Source organism: Chryseobacterium sp. KMC2 (genome assembly GCF_016756935.1).
Lineage (GTDB): Bacteria > Bacteroidota > Bacteroidia > Flavobacteriales > Weeksellaceae > Chryseobacterium > Chryseobacterium rhizosphaerae.
In genome coordinates this window covers 90,199-106,769 of the sequence record NZ_JAESIT010000015.1, presented here as the reverse complement: position 1 = coordinate 106,769, position 16,571 = coordinate 90,199, and the positions used below count along the sequence as shown (strand labels likewise).

Annotated in this window: 9 protein-coding genes; 6 read left to right on the top strand and 3 right to left on the bottom strand. The window is 35.4% G+C overall.

What is annotated here, in order from left to right; all coding sequences use genetic code 11:
• Positions 1 to 56: 56 nt before the first annotated feature.
• Entirely contained in the window at positions 57 to 1,166 is a 1,110-nt protein-coding gene (locus JML65_RS17235) for a helix-turn-helix domain-containing protein (protein ID WP_202271548.1), read from the bottom strand.
• A gap of 13 nt (positions 1,167 to 1,179) precedes the next feature.
• Positions 1,180 to 2,529 carry a DNA repair protein RadA gene (gene radA, locus JML65_RS17230; RefSeq protein WP_047493277.1) on the bottom strand — a complete coding sequence of 450 codons (1,350 nt, stop codon included), beginning with the start codon at positions 2,527 to 2,529 and terminating at the stop codon, positions 1,180 to 1,182.
• A gap of 141 nt (positions 2,530 to 2,670) precedes the next feature.
• On the opposite strand from radA, the gene JML65_RS17225 reads away from it, so the two are divergent.
• The 3 genes from JML65_RS17225 to yidC all read left to right on the top strand — a co-directional run bounded on the left by JML65_RS17225 (position 2,671) and on the right by yidC (position 7,255).
• Entirely contained in the window at positions 2,671 to 3,240 is a 570-nt protein-coding gene (locus JML65_RS17225) for a YceI family protein (protein ID WP_202271547.1), read from the top strand.
• 339 nt (positions 3,241 to 3,579) lie between these two features.
• The gene (locus JML65_RS17220; RefSeq protein WP_047493284.1) at positions 3,580 to 5,190 is read left to right on the top strand and encodes a CTP synthase; all 1,611 of its coding nucleotides are present in this window, start codon (positions 3,580 to 3,582) and stop codon (positions 5,188 to 5,190) included.
• Between the two features lie 265 nt (positions 5,191 to 5,455).
• On the top strand, positions 5,456 to 7,255 hold the full coding sequence (gene yidC, locus JML65_RS17215; RefSeq protein ID WP_047493288.1) for a membrane protein insertase YidC: 1,800 nt from the start codon (positions 5,456 to 5,458) through the stop codon (positions 7,253 to 7,255).
• 94 nt (positions 7,256 to 7,349) lie between these two features.
• On the opposite strand, the gene JML65_RS17210 is transcribed toward yidC, so the two are convergent.
• On the bottom strand, positions 7,350 to 7,949 hold the full coding sequence (locus JML65_RS17210) for a ribonuclease HII (RefSeq protein ID WP_202271546.1): 600 nt from the start codon (positions 7,947 to 7,949) through the stop codon (positions 7,350 to 7,352).
• 633 nt (positions 7,950 to 8,582) lie between these two features.
• On the opposite strand from JML65_RS17210, the gene JML65_RS17205 reads away from it, so the two are divergent.
• From JML65_RS17205 to JML65_RS17195, 3 genes are all read left to right on the top strand, one after another.
• Entirely contained in the window at positions 8,583 to 11,510 is a 2,928-nt protein-coding gene (locus JML65_RS17205) for a SusC/RagA family TonB-linked outer membrane protein (protein WP_202271545.1), read from the top strand.
• Positions 11,511 to 11,515: 5 nt separating this feature from the next.
• The gene (locus tag JML65_RS17200) at positions 11,516 to 13,084 is read left to right on the top strand and encodes a SusD/RagB family nutrient-binding outer membrane lipoprotein (RefSeq protein WP_202271544.1); all 1,569 of its coding nucleotides are present in this window, start codon (positions 11,516 to 11,518) and stop codon (positions 13,082 to 13,084) included.
• Positions 13,085 to 13,504: 420 nt separating this feature from the next.
• Positions 13,505 to 16,570, top strand: coding sequence for a SusC/RagA family TonB-linked outer membrane protein (locus JML65_RS17195; RefSeq protein WP_202271543.1), 3,066 nt, complete (start codon positions 13,505 to 13,507; stop codon positions 16,568 to 16,570).
• Position 16,571 lies beyond the last annotated feature (1 nt).

Genomic DNA, 16,571 nt, shown 5'->3' with positions numbered 1-16,571 from the left:
TAAAGGTAGGAATTAAATGTGAATGGAAAATGTTTCGTAGGTAAATACTTTTAAATTTAAAGCCCTTCCTGCTTTTTTCTAAATTCAGTAGGAGTCATTCCGGTCATTTTTTTAAAAATAGTATTAAAGGCTGTTTTAGAATTAAACCCGGATTCAAATGCAATTCCCAATACGGAAAGCTTTGTAAAAGACTCATTTGTTAATAACTTTTTAGCATGTTCTATTCTGTATTTATTAACGAAATGAAAGAAATTTTCATTAAAGCCATTATTCAGAAGATAAGAAAGCTGATGGGCATTAATCTGGGCCAGGTCAGAAAGTTTCAGGAGGTTAAGATCACCATCCAGATAAGGTTTTTCCGTTTCCATTAAAACACTTAATCTCAGTTTCAGAGTTTCAAATTCATGATCGGAAATTAATTTCTTCCTTTCCGTCAGTTCTTGCTCATTTTCTATTTCTATGGCCAGTAACTCATTCCGTTGTTCCTTATTGGCCGGGTAGATTTCCTGTTGGCGAAGCACATAATAAAGCGTACTGTAGACAATAAATAAAAACAACAGGTCCATAACCAGATGCTGATGCATTTTGTACACGAAAGTGTTAAACAATTCGTAACCTACAGTGATGATAATCGTTATAAAAAGCAGAAAGCTTAATTTGATAAGCCATTGTAGATCAATATTCTCCGTGTTGGAAGAAATTGTTTTAATTCTTCTCTGATGTTTCCTTATTTTAAAATAAATGATAGCAATATAAGGCAGGTTATGAGAAACATCTATCAATAATACTATAATGCGGATGATCGGATTGTTATCAGAATAGAATAATAATATCCAATAGATAACAGGAATGATAAAGCAAACCAGATCTCTCGCTTTAAACCTATAATCAGGATTAATAAAAAAGACAACACTGAAGAATAAAAGTATGGGCGTAAATATCTGTACAGCGTATAGTGAATCAATAAAAAACGGCCCTGCAGGAATTCCGCAAAAACGTAAAATATCCAGGACCCAGTAGCTGGACCACAACAATAAAAACATTCCAAAAAAGAAATTGGCTTTCCTGTTGACCCTCATGGGATTTATCAATACCGTAAATGAGAGCAGGGTTAGCCCACCATAAAGCAATACCAGGACAAACTTCTGAATGTTTTCGAGTTGCATTTTTTATGTTTTACTAAAAAAGTCTTTCATGAAAATCTTCAATTTTACTTACTTCCTCAATCTTTATCCCGAATTTTCTTTTTGGAATTTTATTAAGATTGGAAACAAATATTTTCTCGTAGCCCAGTTTTTCAGCTTCCGTAATTCTCTGCTCAATCTGAGCCACCGGACGGATTTCTCCACTTAAACCGATTTCTCCGGCAAAACAGAAGTGTTCGGAAATGGCAATATCTTCATTGGATGAAAGAACAGAGGCAATCACAGCCAGGTCAAGAGCCGGATCATCTGTTTTGATACCTCCGGTGATATTAAGGAAGACATCCTTAGCTCCAAGTTGAAAACCTGCTCTTTTTTCTAATACCGCCAACAGCATATTCAGCCTTTTCGAATCAAAGCCTGTTGAACTTCTTTGTGGAGTTCCATATACAGCTGTACTTACCAAAGCCTGGATTTCCAATAACATCGGGCGGTTTCCTTCCAGGGTTACAGCGACTGAATTACCGGAAAGCTCTTCAAATTTCTTGGTAATCAGAATTTCAGAAGGATTTTTAATTTCCTTTAATCCCTGTGAGATCATCTCGTAAATTCCGATTTCAGAAGTAGATCCAAAACGGTTTTTATTGGCTCTTAGCAATCTGAAAAGATGATTCCTGTCCCCATCGAAGTTTAAAACTACGTCTACCATATGTTCCAGTACCTTAGGGCCGGCAATCTGACCGTCTTTGGTGATATGTCCTACCAGAAATACAGGAGTACTGTTTTCCTTGGCGTATTTAATAATTTCATTAGAACATTCTCTGATCTGAGAAACGGTTCCCGGGGAACTTTCAATCAATTGAGACTGAAGAGTCTGAATAGAATCAATAATGATAAAATCAGGTTCCAGTTTTTTGGCTTCATGAAGAATCTTTTCCAGTGATGTTTCGGTGAAAAGAAAACAGTTTGGATTTTGAACATCCGTAAGCCTGTCTGCCCTCATTTTAATTTGGGAAGCACTTTCCTCACCTGAAACATAGAAGACTTTTTTCTTCATTTTTAAGGCAAGCTGAAGTAGCAGTGTAGATTTTCCGATGCCGGGTTCCCCGCCAATCAGGGTAACCGATCCTAAAACGATTCCGCCTCCCAGTACACGATTCAGTTCTTCGGAAGGAGTTTTTATTCTCGGTTCCTCACTGGTTTCCACTTCAATGATGTTGATCACATGCTGTTTGGTTTTGGAAAACGGAGGAGTCTTATGAGAGGGTTTTTCTACCACCTCTTCCACTAAAGTATTCCATTCTCCACAGTTTTTGCATTGTCCCATCCACTGAGAGTATTGAGAACCACAGTTTTGACAGAAATATGCTGTTTTCAGTTTTGCCATACTGCGAAGTTATAAAAAAATGCATTTTTTTTCCGAAGTTTTACTGGATTTAATATTAAAAACTAACATACATCAATGTCAGAAATATCTTTTATATATTAGCTTTGTCTAATTAAAATAGTAATATAAAATATAATTACAATGAAAAAAGTATTTTTATCCTTCGTATTCGCTTTATTAAGTGTGGCAGGTTTTGCACAAGGGAGCTGGACAATAGACCCTATGCATTCTTCTGTGAATTTTACGATTAAGCATATGGGAATCAGCTTTGTTCAGGGCAGATTCGATAAATTCAGCGGAACGGTAACTACAAAAGGGGCTAATCTTGAAAATGCAGCTTTCGATATTGCTGTGGAAGCTGAAACTATCAATACAGGAGTAGAGATGAGAGACAAGCATCTTAAAAGTGATGATTTCTTTGGGGCAGGTAAGTATCCTTCAATACTATTGGAAGGAACCTCTGTCGTAAAAGATAAAAACGGCCCTTATACGTTAAAGGCAAAACTGACCATTAAAGATGTGCAGAAGGAAATTGCCATCCCTGTAACATTTGGTGGAATAACAAAAAATAAGAATGGAAAAGAAGTGATGGGACTGCAGGGGAAATTCACTATTAACCGTTTGGATTATAATATAAAATATGACCCTACCGGAACGGGAGTAGCAAAAGATGTTGATATCAACGTTTACCTTGAATTGGTAAAACAATAATTGTATATCATTTTAAATAAAAGGGTTTCCAATTCCATGGAAACCTTTTTTTGTTTTTATCATTCTAAAGGCTCTCAGCCTGAGAAATTTACTTTTCCTGAATAATAGATAATACGGCTGCAAAAATCATCAATTGGTATATGTTGACCCCTTGTGATTTGGATTGAATATGTATACTGAAGTAATGATGGGTACTGCTTTTTGTGATTTGTTTATACTCAATATAAATATTTTTTTTAATCAGGTTTTATTATTGTTTGAAGGCTGTTTTAGTATTTTCAAAATCTAAAAGATTGCTTTGTGTTTCTTTTTCCCCTAACTTTGCACAAACCTAATCTAATGAGTAAAAAGAATACAAAGTACATCTTTGTGACAGGAGGTGTAACTTCATCTTTGGGAAAAGGAATCGTGTCTGCTTCTCTGGGACTATTGCTAAAATCACGCGGTTTTAACGTAACGATCCAAAAACTTGATCCTTATATCAATATCGACCCGGGAACATTGAATCCTTATGAGCATGGAGAGTGCTATGTAACCGAAGATGGTGCAGAGACGGATCTGGATTTAGGCCACTATGAGCGTTATCTTGATGCTCCTACTTCCCAAAATAACAACGTTACTACAGGAAAAATCTACCAGACTGTAATTGAAAAAGAAAGAAAAGGAGACTTCCTTGGAAAAACAGTTCAGGTGATTCCTCATATCACTAACGAAATCAAACGCAGAATTAAAATCCTTTCAAAACAGAACTACGATATCATCATCACAGAGATCGGAGGAACAGTAGGGGATATTGAATCTTTACCATACATTGAAACTGTTCGTCAGTTGAAATGGGAATTGGGAGAAAGTAATTCTATGGTTATCCACTTAACATTATTGCCATACCTGGCTTCAAGTGGAGAGTTAAAAACAAAACCATCACAACATTCAGTACGTCAATTGATGGAGAGTGGAATTATGGCTGATGTTTTGGTTTGCAGAACAGAGCATAAAATTCCTAAAGATCAAAGAGCAAAACTGGCACAATTCTGTAACGTTGCTTTGGAAAACGTTATTGAGTGTAAAGATTTGGAAACCATCTATGAGGTTCCAATGTATCTTCAGAAACAGAATTTTGATGATGTAGTATTGAAAGAACTGGATCTGAAAAGTGATAAAACAGCTGATCTTAAAGACTGGAAAAATTTCCTGAAGAAATTCCAGAACCCTAAAAAGAAGGTAGAGATTGCGTTGGTAGGAAAATATGTTTCCCTTCAGGATTCATATATTTCTATTGCTGAGGCATTTAAACATGCCGGTGCTGATCTTGAAACTGAAGTGAAGGTAAGATGGGTATACAGTGGAGATATTACAGAAGAGAATATTAAAGATGTTCTGAAAGGAGTGAATGGTATTCTTGTAGCTCCGGGATTTGGAGACAGAGGAATAGAAGGGAAAGTCCTTACTGCAAAATATGCAAGAGAAAACAAAATTCCTATGTTGGGAATCTGTTTGGGGATGCAGATCATGACGATTGAATTTGCAAGAAATGTTCTTGGACATACCAAAGCGAATTCAGTAGAATTTGATACAGCAACACCTGATCCTGTGATCTCTTTAATGGAAGAACAGAAAAATGTAATAGATAAAGGAGGAACAATGCGTCTTGGAGCATGGAAATGTGCTTTGAAAAGCGGATCCAAATTATTTGATGTCTACGGAAGCAAAAATATTTCCGAAAGACACCGTCACCGTTATGAATTCAACAGTGAATATCTTCAGGAGTTTGAAAAGAACGGCTTCCTTGCTACAGGTACAAACCCTGAAACAGGATTAGTTGAAGCTCTTGAACTTCCCGGTCACCCATTCTATGTAGGTGTTCAGTATCACCCTGAATATAAGAGTACGGTAGCAACACCACATCCTTTATTTAGAGCTTTCATTAAGGCTTGCGAAACATCTAAGTAGATCGTTTGGTATTTGGAAAGAATGTATAAGTATACGTTACATTGTCCCCAATAAAGAATACTAAATGTCCGGATAAAAAGAAATAAGGTAAAATTTTATCATAAACGTCTTACTATAAACTCAGGCTGATTATTCTCAGCTTGAGTTTATTATATAGTAACGTAGTAAAGCATAGAGTTTTGATAAAAAAACAGTATTTTTGTCAGCTCAAAATTATGTACATATAAAGGTACATCCTAAGTTTAAAATTTTAATATAAAATAAAATGCAACAAAACAACGGAATCGATAAGAAGCAAATGATTAGTTTCGCGGTTTTATGCCTGGTTCTCTTCGGCTTTATGTTCTATTTCCAGAACAAGCAGGCGAAAGAAGAGCAGTTAAAAGCTGAGCAGCAGAAAACTGAACAGGTTAAAAACCCGGTAAAACAAACTCAGGCAAGTAATATCAATCCAAATGTAACTCCTGGTTCCATCCAGACAGCAAGTTTGTCTAACAAAGAATTGAATGTTGAATTCTCAAGTTTAGGAGGACAGGTTTCTAAAGTACAGCTTTCAGAATACAAAGCATATGATCATAAAACAGATCAGGCAGATCTTCCGCTTTATCTGATCAATAAAAATAACTCAAACTACGGATTCCAGTTTAAAGATAAAACAGGAAAGGTTGTCAACACTAAAGATTTAGTTTTTGCTCCTGCTGTCAATGGAAACGTAGTAACATTAACAGCTGATTATAACGGAGCCGTTATTCAGTTTATTTATACCTTACTTCCCAAATATACTTTAGATTTTAAAGTAAGAACACAGGGACTTTCTAAAATTACTTCTGACAATAAAGCAGACTTTATCTGGGATTATAGTGTAAGAAACTTAGAAAAAGGTAGAGCTCAGGAGCAGTCTCACTCAGAATTCTCTTATGCTTTCAATAATTATAAGGATTATGATTATGATGGAAGAACTACAATGGAGGAGGAAAAAGAAACCCTTAACTGGATTGGTGTAAAGCAGCAGTTTTTCACCTCTGTTATTGAGGCTAAAAATGGTTTCACACAGAGTAAAGGAAATCAGGAGTCAATTGAAGAGGGTGAGTATCTGAAAAAATTAAACTATGAAGGTTTTGTTCAGATGACGGGAAGTGAATTAAACCAAGATTTCACTTGGTACTTTATGCCACTGGATCTGAAATTACTGAAATCTTATGATAAAAACTTTGATGAGATTTTACCATTAGGATGGTCTTTTATCGGATGGATGAACCGTGGATTCTTTATGCCGATGTATAACCTAATTGCTGATTGGGGATTAACAGCAGGCTGGGTAATCTTCCTAATGACCATTATTGTAAAATTAATCTTGTCTCCAATTATGTATAAGCAGCATAAGTTGAGTGCAATGATGAAAGTAATCCGTCCGGAAATTGATGAGGTGAATGCTAAGCTGAAAGATGCGGATCCTATGAAGAAACAGCAGGCTACTATGGAGGTTTACAGAAAAGCCGGAGTGAATCAGATGGCGGGATGTTTGCCTGCGTTGGTTCAGATTCCAATTTTCTATGCATTATTCCGTTTCTTCCCGAACTTTATTGATTTGAGAGGTCAGGGATTCTGGTTTGCAAAAGATTTGACAGCCTATGATGATTTGATTAAACTACCATTTAAAGTTCCTTTCCTGGGAGATCACTTGAGTATTTTTGCATTGGCATGTACTATTGTTATCTTGATTTATACGGTGATGACTTCAGGAAATATGCAGCAGCCTCAGCAGGAGGGAATGCCAAACATGAAAGTGTTGATGTATATTTTCCCAATTACATTCCTATTCTTCCTTAACACTTCAGCGTCCGGTCTTTCATGGTACTATTTTGTATCGAATGCGATCAACATCCTAATTATCCTGGTGATTAAGTATGTGATTCTGGATGAGAAGAAAATTCATGCTCAGATTCAGGCTAATAAAGAAAAGCCAAAAACGGAAGGTAAATTCCAGAAGAGAATGAGAGAAATGATGGAGAAAGCTCAGGACCAGCAAAAAGCTCAGGAGCAGCAAAGAAATAAAAAGAAATAGTCTTATATTATATAGGACTACAAAAAAGAGAAGCAGTTTAACTGCTTCTCTTTTTTTATGGCTATCATTGAATGTAATTCATTGAAGATTGCTTTTAATCATATTTTAATCGGAATGATTGTCTGTGGTGTTTTGTAGGGCCATGCTTTATCAAAGCTTCCTGATGCTTTTTTGTGGCATATCCAAAGTTGGTATCCCAACCATATTCCGGATGCTGTTCATGCAGCTCTATCATTAATCTGTCTCTGTAGTTTTTGGCAAGTATTGAAGCGGCGGCAATAGACAGAACTTTTGAATCACCCTTGATGATACACTGATGAGGTATGAAGTTATAAGGATGGAACTTATTGCCATCTACTAAAATAAGCTCAGGAGTGATCGTTAATTTGTCCAGGGCACAATGCATGGCATGGATGCTGGCATTGAGGATGTTGTGTTCATCAATGAATGAAGGAGGTAGTTCAGCAATAGCGTAGTTTTTTACGTTATCCTTGATGTAAGTATCCAGCTCCATTCTTGTTTTAAAGGTTAATTTTTTTGAATCATTAACCAAATTTTGCTTAAAATTATCATCTAAAATTACTGCAGCAGCCACCACTGGTCCGCTTAAACAACCTCGTCCTACTTCGTCACATCCTGCTTCAATATAAGCATCTGACCACCTATGTAATAATTGTGTATTTATATCCGACATAAGACTGTAAAATTAGCAAAAACAAACCTATTAAACAGAGGTTTCATCTGTTTTTTGAAATTCTGAAAATAAATCATTTTTAAGTTCATGAATTAAAATAAATGATCGATAATAATATGATTTTTATGATTTGTCAAGAGGGTTTAAAATTGCTTTTTTTTAACCTAAAAACAATTTTACTTAATGGTACTATATTGGTGCTTTTGTTACGTTAATTTATTTATGATTTTTGTGATTTTTTGTTACGGTTGTAGCTTGTTGCTCGCGGTTTGTAGAATGTTTTTTCGATTTTTAAGATAAAAAAAAATAATATGCAATACATTGTATTGTTGGAGTTATTGCTTCTTTTAAAGGTTATTTTTGTATGTATATTATTTATTTACAGTATCTTATGTGATTTTGATATTTTAAATTTACATAGATAATGTCAATAATGATAATCGTTAGTATTTTTGAAAGAAAAATGTTTAATTTTTTTTTAATCTTTGTTAAAAAAAACAATTTTAACGTATTTTAATAATTTTTGTGTTTATTTATTTGAAAAATTTTGAACAGTTAATAATTTTTTAAGAATTTATTTTGTGTTGTTAATAAAGTTTTACAAATTTGTACGGATACAAAATTAAATTTGATATGAAGAAACTAACAACGAGTCTTCTTGTAGTGGTATTGTCTTCATCTGTTGCTATTGTAAGTGCTCAACAGAAGAAAAATGATACCGCCACGCAGACTAAAGAGATTGAGGGTGTAGTGGTGACTGCATTAGGTATTAAGAGAGAAAAGAAAGCTCTTGGATATGCCTCTCAAGAAATCAAAGGGGACCTTATTTCTGATGCAGGGCAAACTAATGCTGTAAGTGCATTGTCGGGAAATGTTGCGGGGGTACAGGTTACAGCACCTTCTTCCATGGGAGGTTCTACCAGAATTACCATGAGAGGTATTAGTTCGGTTACCGGAGAAAACCGACCTTTAATTGTTATTGATGGGATTCCTTTAGATAACTCAAACGTTAACAGTGTAGATACTCAGAGAGGAGCAGGAGGTAGAGATTACGGAGATGCAACTTTTGACATCAACCCGGATGACATTGAAAGTGTAACGGTTTTGAAGGGAGGTCCTGCAGCAGCACTATACGGATATAGAGCGGGTAACGGAGCGATCATCTATACCACAAAATCAGCTAAAAAAGGTAGAACAGAAGTTACACTTAATACAGGTGTATCTTTTGAATCAATCTACATCAGACCCAAATTACAAACTCAATATGGAGGTGGTTTAGAATCTGAACTTCCTACAGCAGATATTAATGGTCAGACCTATAATATTACAGAATTCGGAACAGACGAAAGCTGGGGGCCAAGATACAATCCTAATTTATTATATTTAGGTTGGAATTCATTTGACCCTGAGTTCAGTAATGATTATATGAAACTGAAAAAATGGGTAGCTCCTAATAAAGATGTTGATGATTTCTTTAGAATGGGAACTACATATACCAATAACTTCTCAGTTTCTAAATCATTTGAGAATACCAACGTAAGATTATCTTATACCAATACTAAAATTAATGGTATTGTTCCTAATTCAGAGATTAAGAAAGATAACTTCAGTTTAAATGTTAGCTCAAAATTATCAGACAACCTTAAGGCAGATGCTGTTTTCAATTATGTACATACAGCAGGTTTCAACAGACCGGAACAAGGATATGGAGATAATTCAGTAGCACAGAAATTTTATCAGTGGGGACAAAGACAGTTAGATTTTTCAGAACTGAAAGATTATAAACTGGCTAACGGAATGCAGAGATCTTGGAACAGAACTGCTTGGGATGATGGTACTCCTAACTTCTCAGATAACCCATACTGGACTATTTATGAAAATACTTCTGATGATAGCAGACACAGATTCTTTGGAAATGCAGGGTTAACCTATAATTTCTCTAAGAAGGTATATGTTTCAGGAAAAGTATATGGAGATACATATTCTCAGCAGATCAGATCAAGAGTTGCTGTAGGTTCAGCAGCACAATCAGGATATACTATCCAGAAAAGAAATAACTCTGAATTCAACTACGAAGGTAGAATTCACTATAACGATAATTTCGGTGATTTCAGTTTAAATACATTTGCCGGATTCAACATTATGGATCGTAAATGGGATATTTTAGAAGGTAGATCTGTAGGAGGATTAATTATCCCTGGCTTATATAACCTTGCTAATAGTAAGGAAGCTCCACGTGCATCTAACGCTTCTTACCATTTAGGAGTACGAAGTGTATTTGCATCCGTTTCATTAGGATATAAAGACTTTTTATTCTTAGAAGGAACAGGAAGAAATGACTGGTTCTCTATGCTTAATGAAGATCAGTTTTATCCTTCCGTAACCGGTAGTTTCGTGTTCTCTAAAATTGCTAATGTAGATTGGATCTCTTTTGGTAAATTAAGAGCAGGATGGTCAAGAATTGCAGGAGGTTCAGATCCTTATATCAGAGGAACGTATGCATCGATAGAGACTCCGTTTGGAGGAAGCCCTGTATACTCTATGCCTAACACTAAAGGGGAGCCAATGATCAAACCAGAGATCAAGACTACAAAAGAGATCGGTTTGGAAATGAACTTCTTTAAAAACAGATTTGGATTTGACTTTACGTATTATGACGTAAAATCTACGGATTTGATTATTCCATTGCCAATTGATCCGGCTACAGGATATGGATTCAAGAGAATCAATGCCGGGGAAATGACCAACAAAGGTATTGAAGCTATGGTAAATATTACGCCTATCAGAAGCAGTGATTTCTCATGGGATTTTACCTGGAACTTTACAAGAAACAGAAACAAACTTGTTGATCTACAAGGAAGTCTTCAGAATTATATCTTAACTACTGCACCGTTCAGAGTACAGCTTGCTGCTCAGGTAGGATATTCTTACGGAGTAATCTTAGGAACTGATTATGTATATGATGCTGCTGGTAATAAAGTAGTAGATGCTACAGGTCGTTATAAAGCTTCTGAAATTAAGCCTTTAGGTTCTGTACTGCCTGATTACAATATGGGATTCAGAAACTCATTTAAGTATAAGAGCTTCGGGTTGTCATTCTTAATTGATGTTCAGCAGGGAGGTAAATACTTCTCAACAACTAATATGTGGGGGATGTCTTCAGGTATGCTTGAAGAGTCTGCACTTGGAGGAAACAGAGAAGCTGGAATTACCCTTCCGGGAGTTAAAGAAGATGGTACTCCAAATGACATTCATTTAGATGCAACAACATGGGGGAAATCATATTATAACACTGTTGATGCACAAAACGTTTTTGATGCAAGCTACATTAAGCTAAGAGATGTTACATTATCTTACGATTTACCAAAATCTTTCATTGGGAATTCTATTCAGGGAATCAGAGTATCTGCTTTTGCAAGAAACCTGTTTGCTTGGAATTTAGCTAATAAAGGAATTGATCCGGAAAATACAGCTTATGGATCAGGAAATATTCAGGGAATAGAAGGAGGTTCGTTACCATCTACAAGGGTATACGGAGTTAATGTAAACTTTAAATTTTAATCACAATGAAAAAGATATTTTCAATACTAACACTGGCAGGTTTGTCTCTCGCTCTTAATAGCTGTGCAGATAAATTTGAAGAAATAGATACCAATCCAAACTCTACGGAGAATCCGTTACCAACAGGGTTGTTCAACAATGGGAACAAAGAGTACATGGACTTTACAAGAGATGGTTGGGTGTCAGGAAGAATGATGTTGCCGTTTATTCAATATTCAGCACAAAGACAGTATACTGAAGAAGACAGATACCAATACAGACTTACTACAGGTACACAATTATGGACAAGAACCTATTATGTGGCTCAGGATTATAAAAAGATCATTGATCTGAATACTGATCCGGCTACTAAGGCTCAAATGGCTAACTATGGAGCTAACGCGAACCAGATTGCAGCATCCAGAATTATGTTATCTTATGTATTTGCTAATTTAGCAGATGCTTTCGGAGATATTCCATATTGGTCTTATGGAAATAAAGATGCAGATTTCCAGGCATTAAATGTTGATGCGAATTTACAGCCTAAATTTGCTACTCAGAAGAAAGTATATGCAGACATCTTAAAAGAGCTTAAAGAGGCTTCTGAAATGATCGACGGTACTCAGGATGTTATCCTGACAGATGGAGATCAATTGTTTGGTAGCCCTGCAAAATTGAAGACATTTGCGAACTCACTGAGATTAAGAATTGCAACCCGAGTAAAAGGAGTAATTCCAGGAGCGGAAGCTCATATTGCTGATGCTATTGCTTCAGGAGTAATGACATCTAATGATGATACTGTTGGATTAACATACGAAAATAACTTAGTGAATCCATCTCCGTTCTTTGCAACCTATATTGAAAGATCAGACTTTGCTATTTCGAAAACTTTCGTACAGTTGCTTAAAGGAGAAAAAGGTAATTTTGGAGTGGATCCAAGAATCTTCAAATATGCTTCTCCAACTTCTGTAAAAGCATCTAATATCAGAGCTCAGAATATGGTTGAAGCTACAGATATCAGCCAGATCAAAGGAATGCCATATGGAGTACCAACTACCTTGGCTACAAGCCAGGCGGCTTCATCAAGTTACTTCGGTAAAAGTGTTTTAAAGCCTGGTTATACTGAGATCTTTATGGAGTATGCAGAAGTAGAGTTCTTATTAGCTGAAGCTAACGGATGGTCACAAGATCATTATGAAAAAGGAGTTAGAGCATCTATGGAAAGATGGGGTGTTCCTACTACTGATATTGATACATTTGTGGCAGCTCTTCCGGCAGCTAGCAAAGCTAATGTAATGAACCAGAAGTATGTAGCATTATTTATGCAGCCTAACGAAGCTTGGTCAGAATACAGAAGAACAGGATATCCTAATACATTATTGTTACCTGGACAAACAGCTGACTTGAATGTACCTTCTGCAGCTGGACAAACAACATACACGTTTACTTCGCTTATTGCAGGATTAACAGATGTACCAACAAGAATCTTCTATCCAACAACAGTTCAGACGTTAAATACGGCGAACTACCAGGCAGCTTCTGCTTCTATTGGTGGAGATCAAATGAATACAAAATTAATCTGGGATACCAATTAATATTGTAAATATATTTTATAATACACATTCAGTTAACATTCATATCAAAACCGCCTTTTGGCGGTTTTTTTATTTAATAATAGGGATTGTTTTTTCATTATTAAACAATTAGTGGTAGGGGGGTACTCTCATTTTTTGCTAAATGATTGTTGATTTTTTATTGATTTTTGGTCTGTTGTGTTTTTTTTATGGCAATTTAAGAGGTAGATATTTGAAATCATTTTATAAAATTCAATTTTTGATAAATATATATAAGAAACTTTATTTTATTGTTTGTTAATTAGGATTTTAACTTAAAATATTAATTAATAAACATGTTTTATCGTTTTATATTGAGCATTTTGTATTTTTTTAATTTTTTTTCTTTGACTTGTTTAGAAGGTTTTACAAATTTGTACGGATACAAAATTGAATTTGATTATGAAAAAACTAACAACGAGTCTACTCGTAGTAGTATTATCTTCATCCGTTGCTATTGTAAATGCCCAACAGAAGAAAAATGATACCACCACGCAGACTAAAGAGATTGAGGGTGTAGTGGTGACTGCACTTGGAATTAAAAGAGAAGAAAAGTCTCTTTCTTATGCTAATCAAACAGTAAAAGCTAAAGATTTAAACCTAACACAAAATGTCGATGTTAAAAATTCTATTGCAGGAAAAGTAGCAGGCGTACAGCTAAATGGACAAGCGGGATCTAAACTGGGTGAAACAGGAAAGCTGAGATTAAGAGGAGCTGTAAGTTTGCTAAGTGATGCTGATCCTATTTATGTATTGGATGGAGTAATAGTTGATCCCAATACCATCGATATGGATATTGTTGAATCAGTGAACGTACTGAAAGGGCCAAATGCAACATCTCTTTATGGAGTAAGAGCTCAATATGGTGTTATTGTGATGACTACTAAAAAAGGAAGTAAAGGTAAACTGAATATAGAGTTGAATTCTACTACTACGGTAGATATAGTTGCAAGAACTATGAAGTACCAAAATTTATATGGCCAGGGAGCAGAAGGTAATTCATCTTTTAAAACTTTTGTATTTGATCCCGGGTCTATGCCGGCAGAATGGGCGGTATTCAATGGGAAAAGGTATTTAGCAGGGGACAATAATTATGTAGATGAATCTTGGGGACCAAGAATGGATGGTCAAGATTATATTCCTTGGTATGCATGGTGGAAAGATAGTCCATATTTTGGACAAACAGCAAAATATGAATCCCATCCCAATAATGTTAGGGACTTCTATGATAAAGCCCTTACATATAAAAATTCCTTCTCTATTGCCGGAGGTGATGATGCATTCACAGCAAGATTGTCCTTTACTAATTTAGATCAAAATGGAATCACTCCCTATACTTCCTTAAAAAGAAATTATCTAAACTTTAATGGTAATTATAGATTTAATGATCGGTTGTCTGTTGATGCAATTGTAAACTTTTCTGACGGAAGAGTTACTGGAGAGCTTGATGATGGTTATAGTAATCAGACCTCAGGTTCATTCAATCAATGGTTCGGAAGAGATCTTGATATGAAGAAATTGAAGGAGTTGCAAGACTTACAGACTCCGGAAGGTTATCATGCAAGCTGGAATTGGTGGGGTCCTGAAAGTTATGCGCCAAATACCTTTACAGCGAAACCTGCATTTTGGGTTAATCCATACACATGGATGAAAAATTATAAAAACTATACAGACAGAAATACCTTATTATTATCTGTCGCCTCGTCATATAAGATAATAAACGGTTTAACAGCCAGAGTCTCTTTTTCAAGAACTCAGAACAAATCAACTAAAAGATATTTTATGCCTAATTCTTTAGCTAAGAATGGGTCGGGAACAGGGTCTTCAACTCCACAAGGATATTTAACATTACTTAATGGTTTTGGTGTAAGAGATACTCAGTATACTGAAGATCAGTATGAGGGGCGTTTGACCTATCAAAAGAAATTTGGTGAACTTGATTTTACTGCTATTGGTGGGGCTAATATTACTAATAGAAAATGGGAAGGTAATTCTCAGGAAATGGATGTCACGGGGACTACACAATGGCTTTTAACGCCGGATGTATTTGATTTTAAAAATACAAATATTCCTATTATAGCAGATCCATATGCTTATAAACAGCAATATAAATCTTTATTTGGGATGGCCTCAATAGGTTTTAAAGATACTTATTTCATTGATGGATCTGTAAGAAATGATATTAACTCAGCATACTTAAATAGTGATAATTCATTTGTCAGTTATTCGATAGGAACCAGTATCCTATTACACAATCTGCTTCCTAAAAATGATGTGGTAACCTACTTTAAGCTAAGAGCAGGTATTGCAAAAATTCCTGCTGATTTAACAGCTAATATTACTAACCCAGAGTATAGAAATGGAAAACAGCCATTAGCTGTTGGAGGTAATTTGTACCAGACTGCATGGTTTCCAACCAGAATTATAGATAAAGGTTTAAAACCTGCTATTAATGATAATAAAGAAATAGGGATAGATTTAAAATTTTTAAAAAATAGATTAACTTTTGGAGCTACCTATTATAATGAAACAAGGAAAGATGAACCTATTCCCGTTACACTGCCTTCCTCCAGCGGGAAATTAGATATTTTAATAAATTCAGCGAATGCTAAAAGAAAAGGAATTGAATTAGCTCTTTCAGGAGATGTATTTAGAAGTGAAGATGGTTTTAGTTGGACGACTTCAATTAACTGGGCGAGAAATAAATCAACCGTTTCAAAAGTGAATGAGAACCTTGAATCTATCCAGTATGGCGATGCTAATTCGTTTTCTTATGTTTCTATACTTCAGAAAGAAGGATTAGAGTGGGGGCAGCTTTATGGTACAGGGATTAAAAGAGATTTAAATGGCAATGCAGTAATAAACGCAGCTGGGCTTTATGAATATGAACCTAACAAATCTTTTGGTAGTATATTACCTAAGTTTACAGGAGGTTTTTATAATACATTTAGTTATAAAGGGGTAAGCCTAAGTTTCACAATTGATTTTCAAAAAGGAGGTAAATTTTTCTCACTTTCGGAACAATGGGGTAATGCAGGTGGCTTGCTAGAAGAAACTGCTGCCATGAACGACAGGGGACACAATGTGAGAGATGCAGTTGCAGATGGAGGAGGTGTTCGGGTGGTTGGTGTAAACAATACTGGAGCACCAGTAGATATGTATGTGGAAGCCAGTACTTATTATAAGCAGTTTCATGCAAATAGAATTGCAGAACCATTCATTCATAATGCCAGTTATATTAAGCTTAGAGAGATAGCTTTAAATTATCAATTACCTAAATCAATTTTTGCAAACACAGGAATTTCGAATATGTCCTTTGGAATAACAGCAAGAAATCCATGGCTTATTACAGTGTCGAAAGATAATAAACATCGATTTGATCCTTCTGAACTTTCTCAAAATTTTGGAGAAGATGGACAATTGCCTTCAACCAGAGGTTTTGGAGTTAATGTTAAAATCAATTTTTAAA

Bases quoted from the DNA above. Each gene is read 5' to 3' on its own strand.
- JML65_RS17235 (WP_202271548.1), bottom strand. From the start codon at position 1,166: ATGCAACTCGAAAACATTCAGAAGTTTGTCCTGGTATTGCTTTATGGT.
- radA (WP_047493277.1), bottom strand. From the start codon at position 2,529: ATGGCAAAACTGAAAACAGCATATTTCTGTCAAAACTGTGGTTCTCAA.
- JML65_RS17225 (WP_202271547.1), top strand. From the start codon at position 2,671: ATGAAAAAAGTATTTTTATCCTTCGTATTCGCTTTATTAAGTGTGGCA.
- JML65_RS17220 (WP_047493284.1), top strand. From the start codon at position 3,580: ATGAGTAAAAAGAATACAAAGTACATCTTTGTGACAGGAGGTGTAACT.
- yidC (WP_047493288.1), top strand. From the start codon at position 5,456: ATGCAACAAAACAACGGAATCGATAAGAAGCAAATGATTAGTTTCGCG.
- JML65_RS17210 (WP_202271546.1), bottom strand. From the start codon at position 7,949: ATGTCGGATATAAATACACAATTATTACATAGGTGGTCAGATGCTTAT.
- JML65_RS17205 (WP_202271545.1), top strand. From the start codon at position 8,583: ATGAAGAAACTAACAACGAGTCTTCTTGTAGTGGTATTGTCTTCATCT.
- JML65_RS17200 (WP_202271544.1), top strand. From the start codon at position 11,516: ATGAAAAAGATATTTTCAATACTAACACTGGCAGGTTTGTCTCTCGCT.
- JML65_RS17195 (WP_202271543.1), top strand. From the start codon at position 13,505: ATGAAAAAACTAACAACGAGTCTACTCGTAGTAGTATTATCTTCATCC.